The organism is Mesoflavibacter zeaxanthinifaciens DSM 18436, from assembly GCF_000422365.1.
Lineage (GTDB): Bacteria > Bacteroidota > Bacteroidia > Flavobacteriales > Flavobacteriaceae > Mesoflavibacter > Mesoflavibacter zeaxanthinifaciens.
In genome coordinates this window covers 211,131-230,587 of the sequence record NZ_AULQ01000005.1, presented here as the reverse complement: position 1 = coordinate 230,587, position 19,457 = coordinate 211,131, and the positions used below count along the sequence as shown (strand labels likewise).

Here is a 19,457-nt window from a genome sequence, read left to right as displayed (position 1 = left end):
AAATTATGGCAACAGATACAAACGTAAGATACTCTGATAAAGACTTAGCAGAGTTCAAGGCTTTAATTCAAGAAAAAATCGATAAAGCACAGCACGATTTAGATTTAATAAAAAGTGCTTATATGAACGATCATAATAATGGTACAGACGATACCTCACCTACTTTTAAAGCGTTTGACGAAGGTAGTGAAGTAATGAGTAAAGAGTCTAACTCGCAATTAGCTATTAGACAAGAAAAATTTATTCGTGATTTAAAAAATGCTTTAATCCGTATAGAGAATAAAACCTATGGTATTTGTCGTGTAACAGGTAAGTTAATAAACAAAAAACGTTTAGAGCTTGTGCCACACGCAACCTTAAGTATTGAAGCAAAAAACATGCAAAAATAAGCTGTTGCTTAATATATAATTTAAAAAATTAACGCTTCAATTAGTTGAATTGAAGCGTTTTTTATTTCCACAAATTTTGAAATTCAAACTCGTCTTATTTTTTCTTTTAATTGTTCATTGTTCTATTGCACAGAAGCAAACCGAAAAACAATGGAATGCACAGAAAATCAAAAAAGTTGATATTGATGGTGAAGGAATTTTTAAGATTAACATTAAGAATAGTGAATCTAATACTATAGATTTGTTGGTTAAATTTGAAGGCGAGCATTCAGAAAATTTAGTGATAATCGATAGTATTAATCAAGATATTTTAAGGTTGTCTACAGACTTTCAACCTTTATTTAAAGCAGATAATGACAAGTTAAGTGCGCATAAAGTATTGTCTGTAGAGTTGCAATTAAGTATTCCAAAACATATTGATTTAAATATTAAAAGTGATATTGCGCAAACTAAAATAGAAGGTCAATTTCCAAATGTGTTTATAGAATTAAAAACTGGTAATTGTACGTTAGATCCGTTTTTTGGTAATGCAACAATAAATACTATAAACGGAACTATTAATATTAAAACAAACAACGCAAAAACCATTGCAAAAAGTAAAACAGGAATAGTAGACGTTGTGCAATTTAAATTAGCATTACATCAATTAAACCTACAAACTGTTAACGGAAATATAAACGTCTCTAAATTTAAAAAATAAGCCTATTTTTGTTTAAAACTAATCCTTGTTATCTTAATCATAGTTGACAAGTCTATACTTTATGAGCCTAAAAAATGCTACAATCTTTATCATCTTAATTTTACTTATTGATCAAGTAAGTAAAATATATGTAAAAACACATTTTGTATTAGGAGAAGATGTTGCTGTTTTTGATTGGTTTAAAATTTATTTTATAGAAAATAGCGGTATGGCTTGGGGAACAAAACTAAGTGATTTGTTTCCTTTTATTAGTGATCGTACTGCAAAAGTAAGTCTAACTGTCTTCAGGATTTTTGCAATTATTGGTATTGGATATTGGTTGTATAATAGCATTAAAAGGCAGCAATCTAAAATGCTTAATGTTGCACTTATCTTTGTGTTTGCTGGTGCTTTGGGTAATATATTAGATTCTGTGTTTTACGGTGTTTTATTTGACGATAGTATTGGTCAAGTAGCTACATTTATGCCAGAACAAGGTTACGATAGTATGTTGCACGGTAAGGTAGTAGATATGTTATACTTCCCGATTTGGCAAGGATATTTGCCAGAATGGATACCAAGTGTTGGCGGTAAATACTTTACTTTTTTTGAGCCTGTTTTTAACATTGCAGACGTAGCTATTAGTATTGGTTTTGGAATATTAATTTTCTTTAATAAAAAAGCGTTTCCAAAAACAGAAGATGCTTAGAATTTGTAAACCTTATCAGGTGTTACACAATAATCTAAAGCAATATCACCTTCATAAGCATCCTTAATTTCAGCTTCAGCTTCAAAAAAAGATAAACCTATTTTTACAGTGTCTGGTCTACAATTGGATAAAAAGTTATCGTAAAATCCTTTGCCATAACCAACTCTATTTCCCTTTAAATCAAAAGCTAAAAGCGGTATAAATACAACATCTATATTATGATTTGGTATCTCAATACCACTAACAGGCTCTGGTATGTTATATTGATTAAGTTTTAAAGTGGTATTGTCCGATAACAGGTAATTGGTTAATGTGTTGCTTTCAAAATTGCTTTTAGAAATAGCTATGTTTTTATCTTTTCCGGATAGAATATTTAAAATAAATTCAGTTTGAATTTCTTTCTGTGATTCAATAGTTAAAAATAAGTGGTACACATTGTAATCCCAAATAGCTAGTTTTAATAATTGGTTAGCAATATCAATGCTAAATTGATCTATTTGTTCTTCGGTAAGTTGTTGTCTTAAAGCTTTATATTTTTGGCGTAATCGGGCTTTATTCATTTTTAATTATTTAACTATTTCTGTTGAAATATGAAATAAAGCATCACCTTGATAAACAATAGGAGATTCATTTATATTAAACACGTAACCATCATGTTTAGCTTTTACAAAGTGATTAAATTTTCCGTAAGGATCTGTAATATTACCAATGGTGTCACCTTCTTTTATATATTGACCTAAATCTACATTAGCTTTAAACATACCAGAAAAGCTTGCACGTTGCCATTTGCTATCTAATATTTTTATACATGCTTTTTTAGGCTCAGAAACATTATATTTTTTTCTTAGCATGCCAAAGTGATTTAGGATGCGTTTGGCGCCATTAACACCTGTGTTAGTGACTGTTTTGTCTATATGAAACGATTTTCCGCCTTCAAAAAGAAGGATAGGTTTACCAAGCTCGTTACACGTTTTTCTAAATGATTTGTTTAGGTTTTTAGAGTATAAGATAAATGGCGCTCCAAATATTTCTGCCATAACATCATCATCTTCATTACCAGGAGCAATACGTATTTGCGGTGCATTAAACCTAAAAGCGCCACCGGTATGAAAATCGACAATAAAGTCTACTTCAGGTATAATTTCGGTTACTAAAGTATGCGCAACACGACTGGCCAAAGAGCCATTTTTTATTCCAGGAAAAACACGATTTAAGTCTCTGCCATCAGGAAATTCGCGTTCCATATTAATAAACCCAAAGATGTTTAAAACAGGAATACAAATTGTGGTCCCAACTTTAGGTTTATTTATTCCTTTTGAAATTAATTGACGTACAATTTCAATACCATTTACTTCGTCGCCATGTATGCCAGCAGTAAACAAAATTGTAGGTCCAGGTTTTTTAGAGCGTTCTATAATAACAGGAACATCTACTGGAGTACGTGTGTGTAAATGTGCAACATTAAAGCTTAGTTCTGCACTTTTACCGGGTTTTATAATTTCATCTAAAATATGTAAGTCCTTTTGTTGATAAATCATTAAGCGTTACTGTTTCGTTCTAAATAAGTTATAATGCTTTTAGCAATATTTTTTCCTGTAGCTTTTTCTATGCCTTCTAATCCTGGTGTAGAGTTTACTTCTAGCAGTAAAGGTCCTCTTTCAGATTGTAGCATGTCTACGCCACAAACGGGAAGTTTTAATGCTCTAGAAGCATTCATGGCAAGACGAAGTTCTGCTTCAGAAAGTTTTATGATTTTTGCGCTACCACCACGATGTAAATTAGATCTAAATTCGCCTTCTTTACCTTGGCGTTTCATTGCGCCAACAACTTGACCGTCTACTACTAAAGCTCTAAGATCTGCGCCTTTAGCTTCCTTAATAAATTCTTGTACAATTACTCTGGCTTGTAAACCATTAAAAGCTTCCAAGACAGATTCGGCAGCATTTTTAGTTTCTGCTAAGACAACACCAAGACCTTGTGTACCTTCTAAAAGTTTTATGATAACTGGTGGACCACCAACATGGTCTATAACTTCTTCTACATCTCTTGAGTAGTTGGTAAATACTGTTTTAGGCATACCAATTCCTCTTTTACTAAGACGTTGTAAACTTTTTAACTTGTCTCTTGATCGTAGGATAGAATCTGAAGTTACTGTAGTAAATACACCCATCATTTCAAATTGCCTTACTACTGCACAACCATAAAATGTAACCGAAGCGCCAATACGTGGTATAACTGCATCTACGTAATCTAAATAGCGATCTTTATAGTAAATTGTTGGTTTTTCTTTTTCAATAATAATATCGCATTTTAAAGGATCTATAACTTCTACTTTATGACCTCTATTTTCGGCTTCTTCAACTAATCTATCTGTTGAGTATAAACCTGCGTTGCGCGATAGAATAACTATATTCATTCTACTTTTTTATTAAATGATTGGTTTTGTAAATCGACATCAACTAAAAATTTTCGTTTTAAAAATTGCCTGCCTATTAAAACAGGAAACCTCATGTCGCTTCTTGTGCTTAAAGTTAAGTTAATCTTGTAGGTTTTACCAAAAAAAACAACATCAGTTTTTATTTTGTATCGGTTTTCTACAAAGCCATTACTGCTTTTTACATCGGTTAAACTGTACTCTTTAAATAAAACAGGCTCTGATTTTTCGGTTTTATTATCATCAAAAAAGCAAAGTAAACCTTGGTCAGTAAGTGTAATGTTAGAACAATGTATGCTTGATGTGTAAGCGCCAGTATCTATCTTACAATTAATGTTTAATAAATTTAATTTAGGGAAGTCTATACAATCTGTTCTTCCTATAATTTTCTTTGTCATTTTTTTTATTTAAAAGTCGCGCAATGTAGTAAATATAACATTGCTTAAAATTTAATTTTGGTTAAAGTTTTAATTAAAAACTATTAAATAATTACCTTTGAGTACCACTAGATTTTACACCTATTTACTATTAATTTATGAGTAAAACCAACTTAGATATTCAATTAAAAACCATTCCAGAATCTGCTGGTGTTTATCAGTATTACGACAAAGAAGGTAATATAATTTATGTTGGTAAAGCAAAAAACCTTAAAAAACGTGTAAGTTCTTACTTTACAAAAACACATGACAGTGGTAAAACTAGAGTTTTAGTAAAACGTATTGCAGACATCAAATTTATTGTTGTTGAGACCGAAACCGATGCTTTACTATTAGAAAATAATCTAATTAAAAAGCATAAGCCGCGTTATAATGTGTTGTTAAAGGATGATAAGTCTTATCCTTGGATTTGTATTAAAAAAGAACGCTTTCCGCGTGTATTTCCAACACGTCGTTTAATAAAAGACGGAAGCGAATATTTTGGACCTTACACAAGTATGAAAACCGTACATACCTTATTAGATTTAATAAAAGGATTGTATCAATTACGTACGTGTAATTATGATTTAGCCGAAGATAAAATAGAAGACGGTAAGTATAAAGTATGTCTAGAATATCATTTAGGAAATTGTCAAGGTCCTTGTGAAGGCTATCAAACCGAAGAAGATTATCAAGAAAATATAAAGGCAATTCGCGAAATAATTAAAGGAAACTTTAAAGACTCTTTAGGACAATTTAAACAGCAAATGAAGGATTATGCCGAAAAAATGCAGTTTGAAGATGCGCAACGCATTAAAGAAAAAATTGAAGTTTTAGAAAATTATCAAGCAAAATCTACAATTATAAACCCAAGAATAAGTAATGTAGATGTATTTTCTATTGTTAGTGACGAGAGTTTTGGCTATATCAATTTTCTTCAGATATCTTATGGATCCATCATCCGGTCTCACACTTTAGAAATAAAGAAAAAGTTAGACGAAACCGATAAAGAGTTACTAGAATTAGCAATTGTTGAAATAAGAGAACGTTTCAACTCTAAATCAAAAGAAATTTACGTACCTTTTAAGGTAAATATAGGTGAAGAAATTAAAGTAACAGTACCACAACTAGGAGATAAAAAACACATTTTAGATCTGTCTTTAAGAAACGCAAAGTATTATAGGATGGAGCGTTTTAAACAAATAAAGATCACAGATCCAGATCGTCACGCCAATAGGATAATGGCACAAATGAAAGCCGATTTAAGATTATCTGAAGAGCCAAGACATATAGAGTGTTTTGACAACTCTAACATACAAGGGACTAATCCAGTTGCGGCTTGTGTAGTCTTTAAAAATGGTAAACCAAGCAAGAAAGATTACCGCCATTTTAATATTAAAACAGTAGAAGGACCAGACGATTTTGCATCTATGGAAGAAGTCGTTTTCCGTCGTTACAAGCGGTTATTAGAAGAAGAACAACCGTTACCGCAGTTAATAATAATAGATGGAGGAAAAGGACAATTATCTTCAGCATTAAAAAGTTTAGATCTTTTAGGTTTAAGAGGAAAAATTGCCATTATCGGAATTGCAAAACGTTTAGAAGAATTATTTTATCCAAACGATCCAATTCCGTTATATTTAGATAAAAAAAGCGAAACGCTTAAAATAATACAACAATTACGTAACGAAGCTCATAGATTTGGTATAGAGCATCACCGTAATAGACGAAGCAAAAATGCGTTAAATAGTGCTTTAGATACGATACCAGGTATTGGCGAAAAAACTATTGTAGAGTTACTTAAAAAATTTAAATCAACCAAAAGAATAGCTAATGCAAAACTAGATGAGTTAGAAGAAGTAGTAGGCGTATCTAGAGCATCAAAAATTTACAACCATTACCATAAAGAATGAAACCATTTATCATCGCTATTTTGCTATTACTAACTGTAAATACAGTTGTTAATGCCCAAGAAAAAAATATAAAAGAACCAAAAGTAGGTCTAGTTTTAAGCGGTGGAGGCGCTAAAGGATTTGCACATATTGGAGCCTTAAAAGTTATTGATAGTCTAGGAATAAGGGTAGATTATGTTGCAGGAACAAGTATGGGAGCAATTATTGGTTCTTTATACGCATCAGGTTATTCTGGTAAACAGCTAGATTCTATTTTTCAAGGCGTAAATTTTGATAATATTATTACAGACAAACTGCCAAGAGAAGCCAAATCTAATTATGAAAGAGAAATTTCAGAAAAATACGCAGTAACCTTACCATTTGATAATTTTAAGATGAAATTGCCTTCAGCATTATCAAAAGGACAAAACACTTTTAATTTATTAAGTAAGCTTTTAATTAATGTTTGTAATAAAAAAGATTTTAGTGAGCTTCCTATACCTTTTTTCTGTATCGCAACAGATGTAGAAACTGGTAAACAAGTTGTGCTAGATAAAGGTAATTTAGCACAAGCAGTTAAAGCAAGCGGCGCTTTTCCTTCATTATTTGAACCGGTTTTAATTAAAGATCAATTATTAATAGATGGTGGAGTAGTCAATAACTATCCCATAGAAGAGTTAAGAGCTAAAGGAATAGATATAATTATTGGCGTAGATGTACAAGATGGTTTAGCAAATCGTACAGATTTATCTTCTGCACCAGCAATATTATTTCAAATAAATAATTTTAGAACCATAAATGATATGGTTAAAAAGTCTGAAGAAACAGACATATACATTAAACCAGATATATCTAAATTTACAGTTGTCTCTTTTGATGATGGAAGAGAGATTATTGATAATGGAGAAAAAGCAGCTTTGCAAAATTTAGAACAACTAAATCAATTAAAAGACAAACAGATTAAACCAAGAATAAAAACACAAATACAAAAATCTCCAGATAGCATTAGGCTTAATTATATAGAAACTCACGGTTTAGAAAAATACACCAGGTCTTATGTGTTAGGTAAACTTCAGTTAAGACCATATTCTAAAATAGCTTATAAAGATCTTACTTTGGGAGCAAATAATTTAGTGGCTACTAATAACTTTGATAATTTCTTTTATGAGCTTAAGCCAGAAGAAGACGATGGTTATAAGTTAATAACTAAAGTAAGAGAATCTAAAAAAACCACTTTCTTAAAGTTTGCTTTACATTACGACGATTTATATAAAAGTGCCATTTTAGCTAATATTACTAAAAAGCAGTTTTTGTTAAAAAATGATGTGGCTTCTTTAGATTTTATAGTAGGTGATCATGTAAGATATAATTTTGATTATTTTATTGATAAAGGAATTTATTGGAGTATAGGAGTTAACTCTAGATTTAGTGAGTTTGATAACGGAGTTGTGTCTTCTGCTTTTCTGTCTGAATTAGAAATATCAAGTGCAGGAGTAAATAAAATTAATGCAGAATTATCAGATTTTACCAATCAATTCTTTTTTCAAACGTTGTTTAGAAATGATTTAGTGTTTACTATCGGTGCAGAACATAAAAAACTAAAAGTAAAAACAGAAACAATAATTACTGAAGAAGATGAAGAAGAAACTGTTTTTGAAAATAGTAATTACTTAAGTGTTTTTGGTAGTCTTAAGTTTGATTCTTATGATAGCAAATACTTTCCTACAAGAGGAATGTACTTTAACGCACAAGGTAATTACTACTTATATTCATCAGATTTTGGAGGAGATTTTTCGCCTTTTTCAATCCTAAAAGCAGAAGTAGGTTATGCTTTTAGAGCAACAGATAAATTATCTTTTAATATTACATCAGATGGAGGTTTTAAGATCAACCCTAAAGCAAATAGATTTTTAGACTTTGTATTAGGTGGTTATGGTAATGACTTTATAAATAATTTTAAACCTTTTTATGGTTATGATTTTTTAAGTATTGCTGCAGACTCTTATATCAAAGGATCTGTAAGTTTAGATTATAATTTTGTGCCAAAAAACCATTTAATATTGGCAGCAAATTACGCCAATGTTGAAGACAGATTATTTGATGATGGAGAGTGGTTATCTTGGCCTCAATATTCTGGTTATGCTCTTGGATATTCTTTAGAAACTTTTTTAGGTCCTGTAGAAGTTAAATACACATATTCTCCTGATACAAAAAAAGGATTTTGGTTTTTTAATTTAGGATATTGGTTTTAAGTTAAGTTTTTGAAAATCAGTTTGTTTAAACTTAACAAAAAAGACTTTCAAAACTCTAAAAAAAATACGATATTTGAAGTATATGAACACTATTTGGATGCACTTACTATCACACTTAAAATTTCTTATTAAAAGAAATCCAGAATAGTATTCAATTATCTTAGCTAACAAACAATTAGACGTAGTTCTAATATTTCATTAATAAAAAATATTAAAAATGCCATTTTATCATAAATTAGGCAAGATACCGCCTAAACGACATACACAGTTTAGAAAACCTGATGGGTCTCTGTATTCAGAGCAGCTATTTGGTACTATTGGCTTTGATGGTATGTCTACAAATTCATATCACGAGCATGCGCCTACAAAAGTAAAAGCAATTAAAAAGCAATACAGTGTAGCGCCCAAAATAGCAAAGTCAAATAATATACAATCATACAGATTTAGAGGTTTTCAAGTAAAACCAGAAAATGATTACCTACAAAGCAGAAAAACAGTATTAACTAATAGTGATTGTAGTATTATACTGTCTGCTCCAAAACAATCTACTAAAGATTATTTTTATAAAAATACTGATGCAGACGAGCTTATTTTTATCCATAAAGGAACAGGTAAGTTACGTACTATGCTTGGTAATTTAGATTTTAAATACGGAGATTATCTGTTAGTACCAAGAGGTATAATTTACAAACTAGATTTTGATACAGAAGATAACAGATTGTTTATTGTAGAATCTAGAAGACCGATTTACACTCCAAAACGTTACCGTAACTGGTTTGGTCAATTATTAGAGCATTCTCCATTTTGCGAGCGCGATTTGCGTCAACCACAAGAGTTAGAAACTTATAATGAAGAAGGAGAGTTTTTAATCAAAGTAAAAAAACAAGATGATATTTTTGATATGGTTTATGCAACACATCCTTTTGATGTTGTAGGTTACGATGGTTACAACTATCCATATGCATTTTCTATACATGATTTTGAGCCAATAACAGGACGTATACATCAACCGCCACCAGTACATCAGACTTTTGAAACAGACGCATTTGTAGTTTGTAGTTTTGTGCCAAGATTATACGATTATCATCCAGACTCAATTCCTGCGCCATATAATCATAGTAATATAGATAGTGATGAGGTATTGTATTACGTAGACGGAGATTTTATGAGTCGTAATGATATTGATGCAGGTCACATTAGTTTGCATCCAGCAGGTATACCACATGGACCACATCCTGGTGCTGTAGAACGAAGCATAGGAAAAGTTAAAACAGACGAATTAGCAGTAATGGTTGACACATTTAAACCGTTACAAGTAACAGAAGAAGCATTAAAAATAGCAGACGAAGATTATTTTAAATCTTGGTTATAAATAAAGACAAACAATGAGTAAAGAAATAAAATCAGTAGATTACGGTTTAGAAAAAATATTTGATGGCGCGCAAGATTTTCTTCCGCTTTTAGGTACAGATTACGTAGAGTTTTACGTAGGTAACGCAAAACAAGCTGCACATTTTTATAAAACAGCATTTGGATTTCAATCTTATGCTTATAAAGGATTAGAAACAGGATCTAAAGAGTCTGTAAGTTATGTTTTAAAACAAGACAAAATAAGACTTGTTTTAACAACACCTTTAAACAGCAAATCACCAATTAATGATCATATAGTAAAACACGGTGATGGTGTAAAGGTTGTAGCGCTTTGGGTTGAAGATGCAAGAAAATCTTATGAAGAAACTACAAAAAGAGGTGCAAAATCTTTTATGGAACCGACGGTTGAAAAAGATGAATTTGGTGAAGTAGTTAGAGCAGGTATTTATACCTATGGAGAAACCGTACATATGTTTGTAGAACGTAAAAACTACAACGGACAATTTTTACCAGGTTTTACAAAATGGGAAAGCGATTACAATCCAGAACCAGTAGGTCTAAAATACATAGACCATATGGTAGGAAATGTAGGTTGGGGAGAAATGAATACTTGGGTAAAATGGTACGAAGATGTAATGGGATTTGTTAATTTCTTATCTTTTGATGACAAGCAAATCCATACCGAATATTCTGCTTTAATGAGTAAAGTGATGAGTAATGGTAATGGTCGTATAAAATTCCCTATCAATGAGCCAGCCGAAGGTATAAAACGTTCTCAAATTGAAGAATATTTAGACTTTTACGAAGGACCAGGTGTGCAACATATAGCTGTAGCAACAGACGATATTATTACAACAGTATCACAATTAAAAGCAAGAGGTGTAGAGTTTTTATCAACGCCACCAGAAGAATATTATAAAGCGGTACCAGGAAGATTAGAAGAATTTAGTCACGAGCTAAGAGAAGATATCGAAACACTTAGAGGTTTAGGTATTATGATAGATGCCGATGATGAAGGATATCTACTTCAAATTTTTACAAAACCAGTAGAAGATAGACCAACACTATTCTTTGAAATTATACAGCGTATGGGCGCACGTGGTTTTGGAGCAGGTAACTTTAAAGCTTTGTTTGAGTCTATAGAAAGAGAGCAAGCAAAAAGAGGTACACTTTAATATATGTTTACTTTTTAATAATAAAAAAATGCCATCTATACATTTGATGGCATTTTTTTGTTTTATATTTTTGGAATAGTAATTGTAATACTACGTTTAAATAAAGATGTTTAAGCTAATTAAGTGTTACAAATACAATATGTTATGAAAAGAATTTTACCAATTATAATATGTCTCTTAGCATTGCAATTAACTAATGCTCAAGAGTCGTCTTTTAAAAAAGGCGAATGGTTTAAATTTAAAATGAGCTATAGCGGTTTTTTAAAAGCAGGTAACGCCACACTACAAGTAAATGAAACCGTTTTAGACGGAAAACAAGTGTATCATGTTGTTGGTAAAGGCTGGACAACAGGAGCAATAAAATGGTTTTTTAAAGTAGAGGATAGGTATGAAAGTTATTTTGATAAACGATCTATTGTGCCTTATAAGTTTATCAGAAAAATTGATGAAGGAGGACATAAAAAAGATATCGAAATCACTTTTGATCAAGACAAAAAAGAAGCACTAGTACATAATAAAAAACATAATACTAAAAAGTCATTTACAACAAAACCAAACATCCAAGATATGGTGTCAACTTTTTATTATTTAAGAAATAATATAGACACCAAAAACTTAAAAGTAGGCGATGAGGTTAAGTTAGATATGTTTTTTGACGAAGAAAATTATGGTTTTAAACTGAAGTATTTAGGTAGAGAAAATTTAGACACAAAATTTGGAGAAGTAGATGCTTTAATATTTAGACCCTATGTAATGGCTGGTCGTGTATTTAAAGAAGAAGAAAGTTTAACACTTTGGGTATCTAATGATAAAAATAAAATACCTTTGCGCATCAAAGCAGACCTTGCTGTAGGATCATTAAGAGCAGATTTAGAAGCTTTTAAAGGGCTAAAGCATCAATTTAAAATATTAGTAGAAGATTAATCGATGAGTGCTGACCAAAAAATTATAGATCAATTAGATAAAAAATATTCAGATTTAGATCAAAATCTAAATACACATTTAGAAGGCTTACTACACAGTAAGCCTATAGATTATTGGGACTATATCCAAACAGATGCCCTATTAAATTTACAAATAAAACGAACAACATTACCAGATGAAATGGTTTTCATCCTTTATCATCAAGTTAATGAATTGTTGTTTAAAATGATACTTTGGGAAATAGACCAAGTTGCAAATAAAAAAGACATAACAGCAGCATTTTTTGAAACTAAAATAATGCGAATAAGTCGTTATTTTGATGTCTTAACTTCATCCTTTACCGTAATGAAAGACGGTATGGATATAGAACAATACAATAAGTTTAGAAATACACTTACGCCAGCTAGCGGATTTCAATCTGCACAATACAGAAAAATAGAATTTGCTTCTACCGAGCTAATAAACTTAATAGATAATCGTTTTAGAGAAACTATTGATAGAAATACCTCTTTTGAACATGCTTTTGAACATTTGTATTGGCAAGCTGCAGGAAAAGACTACAAAACAGGTAAAAAAAGTTATACATTAACAGTTTTCGAGCAGAAATACAAAGACGAATTTATTAGATTTGCAGAATTCTATAACACACACAACCTGTGGACCATTTTTAAAAGCTTACCACAAGATGTTAAAGAAGATAAAGATTTAATAAAAGCAATGCGCCATTACGATTATACCGTAAACATCACTTGGGTTATGGCACATTATAATACCGCAAAACACTATTTAAACATAGGCGGTAAAACAGCAGAAGCAACAGGAGGAAGCGAATGGGTAAAGTACATGCATCCAAAATATCAAAGAAGAATATTTTTTCCAGACTTATGGAGCAAGCAAGAGTTAGAAGATTGGGGCAAAAATGTTTAGTAATACTAGCTTTAGCATTACTAAGTATAGCCTGCAAAAACGAAGTAAAAGAACCTATACAAACCGTTGAGGTTATAGAGCCAGAAGAAGTGTATGAGTTTGGTTTTAACCTAAAAGATTATTTTGTAAAAAGAGATACTATTAGAAAAGGTGATAGCTTTGGAGAAATACTTCAGCGTAATCAAATAGACTATTCAAAAATATTTCAAATAGCACAGCTAACAAAAGATAGTTTTGATATTACCAAGCTTCAGATAGGCAAGCCTTATACTTTATTGTGTTCTAACGATTCTTTAAAAGAACCAAAATGTTTTATTTATCAACCTACAAAAACAGATTATGTGGTTGTTAATTTTCAAGACTCAATTCACGCATATTCTTCAACAAAACCTATAAAATATGTCGAAAAAGAAGTGTCTGGAATTATAGAATCTAACATTTCAGAAGCATTAGATAAACAAGGGAAAAGTGTCATTTTAGCTTATAAAATGAGTGATGTTTATGCTTGGACAATAGACTTTTTTAGGCTTCAAAAAAACGATAAATTTAAAGTAATTTATACAGAAAAATATATAGACGACAGCATTTATGCAGGAATAGACGAAATTAAAGCAGCTTATTTTGAACATAAAGGCGAGCCGTTTTACGCATTTCAGTTTGAAACCGATACCGTAAAAGGGTTAAAAGACTATTTTTCTGAGGACGCAAAAAACCTTCGTCGTGCATTCTTAAAAGCACCTGTAGAGTATAAACGTATTTCATCTAGATATAATTTAAATAGACGTATAGCACTTTACGGAAACCGTGTAAGACCACATAAAGGGACAGACTTTGCAGCAGATATTGGTACACCAATTAGATCTACAGCTAACGGAACTGTAATAGAATCTGCTAGAAGAGGCGGTAACGGTAATTATGTAAAAGTTAAACACAACTCAACTTACACAACACAATATTTACACATGCGTAATCGTGCGGTAAAAGTTGGTGATTTTGTAAAACAAGGAGACATTATTGGATATGTTGGGATGACGGGTAATACATCTGGACCACATGTTTGTTATCGTTTCTGGAAAAACGGAAAACAAGTAGATCCTTTCAAACAAAAACTACCAGAAGCAGAGCCTATATCAGACAGTCTAAAAGCAGAATATTTAAAGTTTATAAAACCTATAAAAATTCAATTAGATAATATAGAATACAATTATCCTATAGAAGCTGAAGAGCAGGTTTTAGACATACATACCAATCAAGATAACGCAATTACATATACCAAATAATGGCATTACCTACAGTTAATCCAACAGCTACAAAAGCTTGGGAAAATTTACAAAAGCATTTTGATCAAGTAAAAGATTTAAAAATGAAAAATTTGTTTGCAGAAGATGCAAACAGAGCAAATAATCTAACTGTAAAATGGGAAGATTTTTACGTAGATTTTTCTAAAAATAGAATTACTGAAGAAACCCTAAAACACCTTTTACAACTTGCAGAAGATTGTAAGTTAAAGGAAGCAATTAATGCTCAGTTTAACGGTGAAACTATAAATAAAACAGAAGGAAGAGCTGTTTTACATACTGCATTAAGAGCTGATAAAGACGCTGTTTTTAAGGTAAATGGTGTTAATGTAATGCCAGAAGTTTTTGAGGTAAAATCAAAAATTGAAAAATTTACCAATCAAGTCACTTCGGGCGAATTAAAAGGATATACTGGTAAAGCGTTTACAGATGTTGTAAATATAGGTATTGGTGGTAGTGATTTAGGTCCAGCAATGGTTGTAGATTCACTTCAATATTATAAAAACCATTTAACAACACACTTTGTAAGTAATGTAGATGGAGATCACGTTAATGAAGTTATTAAAAAACTAAATCCAGAAACTACTTTATTTGTAATTGTTTCTAAAACATTTACAACCCAAGAAACACTATCAAACGCAACCACCATTAAAAATTGGTTTTTACAACACGGTAAAGAAGAACATGTTGCAAAACATTTTGTTGCAGTGTCTACAAATATCCAAAAGGTTAAAGATTTTGGTATAGATGCTAATAATATTTTCCCAATGTGGGAATGGGTTGGCGGTCGTTTTTCACTTTGGAGTGCAGTAGGATTGTCAATTAGTTTAGCAGTAGGATTTGATAATTTTAATAGTCTTTTAGAAGGAGCAAATAAAATGGATAACCATTTTAAAAGTGAATCTTTTGAAAACAATATACCCGTTATTTTAGCCTTACTAAGTATTTGGTATAACAACTTCTTTAATGCAGAAAGTGAAGCTATTATTCCATATTCTCAATACCTAAACCAATTTGCAACATACCTTCAGCAAGGCATTATGGAAAGCAACGGGAAAAGTATTGACAGAAACGGAAATAGAGTAGATTACCAAACAGGTACTATTATTTGGGGAGAACCAGGTACAAATTCGCAACATGCCTTTTTTCAGTTAATACATCAAGGTACAAAATTAATTCCAGCAGATTTTATTGGATTTGCACAATCACTTCATGGTAATCAAGACCATCAAGATAAATTAATGTCTAATTACTTCGCACAAACAGAAGCATTATTAAACGGAAAAACTAAAGAAGAAGTTATTGCTGAGTTTAAAGAAAAAAATACATCTGAGGAAGAAGTTTTAACTTTAACACCTTTCAAAGTTTTTGAAGGAAACAAACCAACTAACTCCATTTTCATTAATAAATTAACACCTGAAAGTTTAGGTAAGTTAATTGCCATGTATGAACATAAAATATTTGTACAAGGTATTATTTGGAATATTTATAGCTACGATCAGTTTGGTGTTGAGTTAGGAAAACAATTAGCTAATAAAATTTTAAATGAGTTTGGAGAAGATAATAAAGCTATTCATGATAGTTCAACAACAAACTTAATTAAGCATTTTCAGTCTCTTAAGTAAACGTTAAGAAGTAGGTCTATAATTTTGTTATTCAGGATATTATTGGGTTTTTAAGTTGTTTATTTTTAAAAAAGCGCTTAATGTTAACATTAAGTTAATATTACATCTATAATTAGTAGTAATTTTGCATCAAATTTTGAAAACAAACAATTTTTAATTCAACATGATGAAAAACAAAATTCAATTTATGTTTTTGGCAGTAGCATTTATGTTTACTGCATTTACAATGGCTCAAAGTACAGTAACAGGTACTGTTCTTGACTCAGAAATCAATAGCCCTTTGCCAAGTGCAAGTGTTATGGAAAAAGGTACTTCTAATGGTACTACAACTGATTTTGATGGTAACTTTACTTTAAAAACTCAATCAGAGTCAGGAGAAATCGTAATCTCTTACGTAGGTTATGAATCAATAACTTTAACTTTTAACGGAAGTAAAAATTTAGGTAAAGTTTCTTTAGCTCCAGATAACTCTTTAGAAGAAGTAGTTATTGTAGGAACAGGTGTAATTGATTTAGCAGCAGGAAGAGAAACTCCTGTAGCAGTTTCTACAATTAGAGGTAAAGACATCCAATTAAAAGCTGCCGGTAACGTAGAGTTTGGTGAAGCTATGAAAAACACTCCATCTGTTTACGTTTCTAATCAAGCAGGAGGATTTGGAGATAGTCAAATTTTCTTAAGAGGTTTTGATCAAACTAACACGGCTTACTTATTAAACGGACAACCAATTAATGGTATGGAAGACGGTAGAATGTATTGGTCAAACTGGTCAGGTATGAGTGATGTTGCAAACGCAGTACAAGTACAGCGTGGTTTAGGAGCGTCAAAATTAGCTATATCTTCAGTAGGAGGTACTGTTAATATTGTATCAAAAACAACAGATAAAACAGAAGGTGGTTTTGTTAGATTTTTAGGAGGTAATGATAGTTATTTCAAGACAACAGCTTCATATAGCTCTGGACTTAAAGAAAGCGGATGGGCTTATTCTGTTTTAGTAGATCATTGGCAAGCACATAGAAAGTATTCAATTGGTACAGCTGGTCAAGGACAAAACTATTTGTTTTCTGTAGGTTATAAGCCTAACGAAACTCACACTTTCAACTTTTTATTAACTGGTGCTCCACAATGGCATGATCAAAACTTCTCTGAAGATTTAGAATTCTATGAAACTTACGGAGAAAAAGCTAATGATAACTCTGGTTTTTTAAATGGAGAAAGATTTACAGAGCGTAGAAACTACTATCATAAACCTGTAGCTAACCTTAACTGGGATTTCAATATTAATGACAAAATGGAATTATCTACAGTATTATATGCATCATGGGGACGTGGTGGCGGAACTGGTAACGTTGGTAATGGACGTATTAGAAATGAAGATGTAGGTATTACAGGATTAAATGAAAGAGAAATTAATTTTGATGCAATCGTTGAAAACAACATTGCTACTGCTACAACAATAAACGGAGGTCAGTATGGTACTTTTGGTGACTCTTATTTAAGAAGATCTTCAGTTAATGCTCATAACTGGTATGGTTTATTATCTAATTTAAATTATGAAATTAATGATAATTGGAACTTAAATGTAGGGGTAGATGGAAGAACTTACAACGGTATACATTTTAGACAATTAGAAAACACATTAGGTTTAGATGGTTATAATGATAACTTTAGAACAGACCGTCCTTCTGATTATGTTATAACTGAGACTTTTGAAGCTAATCCATGGAGTGCATTATTTGATTATGCAGATAATGATCAAAGATATGATTACAATTACGAAGAAGTAATTCAATATGTAGGAGGTTTTGGACAAGTAGAGTATAAAAACGACAATTTTTCTGCTTTCGTACAAGGAGCTGTTTCTACTCAATCTTACCAAAGAGAAGGATTTTTTACAGGTAGAGGGAATGGTCTAGGAAAATCTGAAAAAGTAACTAAAGGAGGTTACAACATTAAAGGAGGATTTGCTTATAAAGTTAATGATAACCATTCATTCTTTGTTAACGCAGGTACATATTCTCGTCAACCATATTTAGATAATATTTTTGCAGATATTAGATATGATAACAGATTAGCAGAACCAGATGTAGATAACGAGGAAATTACTAGTATTGAAGGTGGTTATAGATTTAAAGGTAAAGAATGGAGAGTAAATGTAGACGTTTATTCTACACAATGGGGTAATAGATTCTTATCTATTAATGGACCTGTTCAACCAGGTGCAGATGGATCTTTAAATACATCTGATGATGAGTTTAGTACTTACAGACTTACAGATGTTACTCAAAGACATAATGGAGTAGAGTTTGATTTTGAATATCGTCCTATCGCTTCAAAATGGTCTTTCAGAGGATATGGTTCTTTAGGAAACTGGAAGTATGACGGAGAAACTCCTTATACACTTCAAAATGATGATACTGGAGACTTTATTACTTCAGATGGTAATGTTAATTTAACTGGAGTTAAAATAGGTAATGCACCTCAAACTTCATTTGGTTTTGGTGTTAGAGCTCAAATATTAAAAGGGTTAACCGTAGATATGGATTACAACATTTACACAGATTTATATGAGTTTGTAGATCCAGCAGATGTTGCAGCAGAAGCTCTTTCAGGAGGTAAATACGAATCAGTAAGACTACCTGCTTATACTCTTGCAGATGCAGGTTTAACTTATAACTTTGATTTAGGGTCTAACAAAATGACTTTTAGAGCTAATGTTTACAACCTTTTCAATGCAGACTATATTAACCAAAGAGATGCTTTTGGTTACTACTTAGGTATTGGAAGAACGTTTAACGCAAGCTTAAGATATAACTTCTAATTCTACTAAAAAGAATTAAATTTAAAAACCGCTTCTGTAAAGAAGCGGTTTTTTTATGCAATATAATTACTACCTTTATAGCCTAATTAATTAAATAAAAAATATATGTATTCAACAGTAAAAATGTTACACTCTTATTGGGCATATTTAGTGTTTTTAATGTTAGTTGTAGCTACCTTTAATGCGCTTTTTAAAACATTTACAAATAAAGAATATGAAGCAAGAGATTTTAGAATTTCTTTATTCACTTTAATTGTATCTCATATTCAGTTTTTAATAGGAATTATTTTATGGTTTGTTGCTGATTACTTTGGAGAAATGAGCATGGGAGAAATTATGAAAAATAGCGCCATACGTAATGTAGCGGTAGAACATCCTGTAGCAATGTTACTAGCTATAGCATTTATTACTATAGGATACTCTAAGCATAAGAAAAAATTAACTTCAGCAAAAAAACTAAAAACTATTGCTATATTTTACTCTATCGCATTAATATTAGTATTAGCTAAAATACCATGGTCTACTTGGTTTTAATATAAAAAAAGCGA

17 protein-coding genes are annotated in these 19,457 nt (G+C 31.2%); 13 read left to right on the top strand and 4 right to left on the bottom strand.

Going from position 1 to position 19,457, the window contains the following annotated elements:
• Window positions 1–5 precede the first annotated feature (5 nt).
• From H574_RS0105520 to H574_RS0105510, 3 genes are all read left to right on the top strand, one after another.
• Window positions 6–389 carry a TraR/DksA family transcriptional regulator gene (locus tag H574_RS0105520; RefSeq protein ID WP_027879607.1) on the top strand — a complete coding sequence of 128 codons (384 nt, stop codon included), beginning with the start codon at window positions 6–8 and terminating at the stop codon, window positions 387–389.
• Between the two features lie 76 nt (window positions 390–465).
• Window positions 466–1,089 (top strand): DUF4097 family beta strand repeat-containing protein, encoded by a 624-nt coding sequence (locus H574_RS0105515; RefSeq protein ID WP_155912589.1) that lies wholly within the window; start codon window positions 466–468, stop codon window positions 1,087–1,089.
• Between the two features lie 61 nt (window positions 1,090–1,150).
• A complete protein-coding gene (locus H574_RS0105510; RefSeq protein ID WP_027879605.1) occupies window positions 1,151–1,777 on the top strand; it encodes a lipoprotein signal peptidase in 627 nt (208 codons plus the stop codon).
• Here the strand turns inward: H574_RS0105510 and H574_RS0105505 are convergent.
• The 4 genes from H574_RS0105505 to H574_RS0105490 are packed head-to-tail and all read right to left on the bottom strand — an operon-like array spanning window position 1,774 to window position 4,609.
• A complete protein-coding gene (locus H574_RS0105505) occupies window positions 1,774–2,337 on the bottom strand; it encodes a 5-formyltetrahydrofolate cyclo-ligase (RefSeq protein ID WP_027879604.1) in 564 nt (187 codons plus the stop codon). The genes H574_RS0105510 and H574_RS0105505 overlap by 4 nt on opposite strands.
• A 6-nt stretch (window positions 2,338–2,343) precedes the next feature.
• On the bottom strand, window positions 2,344–3,315 hold the full coding sequence (locus tag H574_RS0105500; RefSeq protein ID WP_027879603.1) for a succinylglutamate desuccinylase/aspartoacylase family protein: 972 nt from the start codon (window positions 3,313–3,315) through the stop codon (window positions 2,344–2,346).
• A complete protein-coding gene (rimK, locus tag H574_RS0105495) occupies window positions 3,315–4,193 on the bottom strand; it encodes a 30S ribosomal protein S6--L-glutamate ligase (RefSeq protein ID WP_027879602.1) in 879 nt (292 codons plus the stop codon). Before rimK ends, H574_RS0105500 begins: the two co-directional genes overlap by 1 nt.
• Window positions 4,190–4,609, bottom strand: a complete 420-nt coding sequence (locus H574_RS0105490; protein ID WP_027879601.1) for an ATP-dependent zinc protease family protein — start codon at window positions 4,607–4,609, stop codon at window positions 4,190–4,192. The genes rimK and H574_RS0105490 overlap by 4 nt, the downstream gene beginning before the upstream one ends.
• 137 nt (window positions 4,610–4,746) lie before the next feature.
• Between H574_RS0105490 and uvrC the strand changes: the two genes are divergently transcribed.
• From uvrC to H574_RS0105440, 10 genes are all read left to right on the top strand, one after another.
• Window positions 4,747–6,540 (top strand): excinuclease ABC subunit UvrC, encoded by a 1,794-nt coding sequence (gene uvrC, locus H574_RS0105485; RefSeq protein ID WP_027879600.1) that lies wholly within the window; start codon window positions 4,747–4,749, stop codon window positions 6,538–6,540.
• Window positions 6,537–8,771 (top strand): patatin-like phospholipase family protein, encoded by a 2,235-nt coding sequence (locus tag H574_RS0105480; protein ID WP_027879599.1) that lies wholly within the window; start codon window positions 6,537–6,539, stop codon window positions 8,769–8,771. Before uvrC ends, H574_RS0105480 begins: the two co-directional genes overlap by 4 nt.
• A 217-nt stretch (window positions 8,772–8,988) precedes the next feature.
• Window positions 8,989–10,143, top strand: a complete 1,155-nt coding sequence (locus tag H574_RS0105475; RefSeq protein ID WP_027879598.1) for a homogentisate 1,2-dioxygenase — start codon at window positions 8,989–8,991, stop codon at window positions 10,141–10,143.
• A gap of 13 nt (window positions 10,144–10,156) precedes the next feature.
• Window positions 10,157–11,317, top strand: coding sequence for a 4-hydroxyphenylpyruvate dioxygenase (gene hppD / locus H574_RS0105470; RefSeq protein ID WP_027879597.1), 1,161 nt, complete (start codon window positions 10,157–10,159; stop codon window positions 11,315–11,317).
• 144 nt (window positions 11,318–11,461) lie between these two features.
• The gene (locus H574_RS0105465) at window positions 11,462–12,241 is read left to right on the top strand and encodes a DUF3108 domain-containing protein (protein ID WP_027879596.1); all 780 of its coding nucleotides are present in this window, start codon (window positions 11,462–11,464) and stop codon (window positions 12,239–12,241) included.
• A gap of 3 nt (window positions 12,242–12,244) precedes the next feature.
• Complete coding sequence (locus H574_RS0105460) at window positions 12,245–13,168, top strand: tryptophan 2,3-dioxygenase family protein (protein ID WP_027879595.1); 924 nt, start codon at window positions 12,245–12,247, stop codon at window positions 13,166–13,168.
• Window positions 13,126–14,448 (top strand): M23 family metallopeptidase, encoded by a 1,323-nt coding sequence (locus tag H574_RS0105455; RefSeq protein WP_051169834.1) that lies wholly within the window; start codon window positions 13,126–13,128, stop codon window positions 14,446–14,448. Before H574_RS0105460 ends, H574_RS0105455 begins: the two co-directional genes overlap by 43 nt.
• Entirely contained in the window at window positions 14,448–16,091 is a 1,644-nt protein-coding gene (gene pgi / locus H574_RS0105450) for a glucose-6-phosphate isomerase (protein WP_027879593.1), read from the top strand. The genes H574_RS0105455 and pgi overlap by 1 nt, the downstream gene beginning before the upstream one ends.
• Before the next feature lie 166 nt (window positions 16,092–16,257).
• A complete protein-coding gene (locus H574_RS0105445) occupies window positions 16,258–18,909 on the top strand; it encodes a TonB-dependent receptor (RefSeq protein WP_027879592.1) in 2,652 nt (883 codons plus the stop codon).
• 105 nt (window positions 18,910–19,014) lie between these two features.
• Entirely contained in the window at window positions 19,015–19,443 is a 429-nt protein-coding gene (locus tag H574_RS0105440; RefSeq protein WP_027879591.1) for a hypothetical protein, read from the top strand.
• Window positions 19,444–19,457 lie beyond the last annotated feature (14 nt).

Excerpts from the sequence above, each read along its gene's own strand:
- H574_RS0105520 (WP_027879607.1), top strand. The coding sequence starts at position 6 with ATGGCAACAGATACAAACGTAAGATACTCTGATAAAGACTTAGCAGAG.
- H574_RS0105510 (WP_027879605.1), top strand. The coding sequence starts at position 1,151 with ATGAGCCTAAAAAATGCTACAATCTTTATCATCTTAATTTTACTTATT.
- H574_RS0105505 (WP_027879604.1), bottom strand. The coding sequence starts at position 2,337 with ATGAATAAAGCCCGATTACGCCAAAAATATAAAGCTTTAAGACAACAA.
- H574_RS0105500 (WP_027879603.1), bottom strand. The coding sequence starts at position 3,315 with ATGATTTATCAACAAAAGGACTTACATATTTTAGATGAAATTATAAAA.
- rimK (WP_027879602.1), bottom strand. The coding sequence starts at position 4,193 with ATGAATATAGTTATTCTATCGCGCAACGCAGGTTTATACTCAACAGAT.
- H574_RS0105490 (WP_027879601.1), bottom strand. The coding sequence starts at position 4,609 with ATGACAAAGAAAATTATAGGAAGAACAGATTGTATAGACTTCCCTAAA.
- uvrC (WP_027879600.1), top strand. The coding sequence starts at position 4,747 with ATGAGTAAAACCAACTTAGATATTCAATTAAAAACCATTCCAGAATCT.
- H574_RS0105480 (WP_027879599.1), top strand. The coding sequence starts at position 6,537 with ATGAAACCATTTATCATCGCTATTTTGCTATTACTAACTGTAAATACA.
- H574_RS0105475 (WP_027879598.1), top strand. The coding sequence starts at position 8,989 with ATGCCATTTTATCATAAATTAGGCAAGATACCGCCTAAACGACATACA.
- hppD (WP_027879597.1), top strand. The coding sequence starts at position 10,157 with ATGAGTAAAGAAATAAAATCAGTAGATTACGGTTTAGAAAAAATATTT.
- H574_RS0105465 (WP_027879596.1), top strand. The coding sequence starts at position 11,462 with ATGAAAAGAATTTTACCAATTATAATATGTCTCTTAGCATTGCAATTA.
- H574_RS0105460 (WP_027879595.1), top strand. The coding sequence starts at position 12,245 with ATGAGTGCTGACCAAAAAATTATAGATCAATTAGATAAAAAATATTCA.
- H574_RS0105455 (WP_051169834.1), top strand. The coding sequence starts at position 13,126 with ATGGAGCAAGCAAGAGTTAGAAGATTGGGGCAAAAATGTTTAGTAATA.
- pgi (WP_027879593.1), top strand. The coding sequence starts at position 14,448 with ATGGCATTACCTACAGTTAATCCAACAGCTACAAAAGCTTGGGAAAAT.
- H574_RS0105445 (WP_027879592.1), top strand. The coding sequence starts at position 16,258 with ATGAAAAACAAAATTCAATTTATGTTTTTGGCAGTAGCATTTATGTTT.
- H574_RS0105440 (WP_027879591.1), top strand. The coding sequence starts at position 19,015 with ATGTATTCAACAGTAAAAATGTTACACTCTTATTGGGCATATTTAGTG.